At 45.6% G+C, this 329-nt stretch carries 1 pseudogene; it reads left to right on the plus strand.

What is annotated here, in order from left to right:
* A pseudogene (locus H5232_RS23790) lies at positions 1 to 329 on the plus strand (hypothetical protein); the annotation flags it as partial.

Below are 329 nucleotides of genomic sequence, written 5' to 3' on the forward strand. Positions count from 1 at the left end.
GACCTCCTACTGCCAGACTCGGCCATTGACGGCATGCAAGCCATGGTCAAACAACTTGATGAAGTCACCCCGCAAATAGACCAAGGCGTAAGAAACGCCGCAAATGAAATTGGCAATCGCGTAAACAAAGCCCTCGATGAGTTTGAGCCACCGGCAAGTACAGGTGTAGTGGGCAAACCGAAGAAAACCGTTGCCAATGAGCTTGAGCCGCCGAAAGGGAATGATTTAAAGGGGGCTAAAGGTGAGTTTATTGGTTCATACAAAGGGAAAAATTTAGTCCTCAAAAATGTAGAATTTAAAAAGATTGATTACTTAAAGCGTGATCGAGC

This window comes from Pseudoalteromonas sp. SG41-5 (genome assembly GCF_014164495.1).
In the GTDB taxonomy this organism is placed as follows: Bacteria; Pseudomonadota; Gammaproteobacteria; order Enterobacterales; family Alteromonadaceae; genus Pseudoalteromonas; species Pseudoalteromonas rhizosphaerae.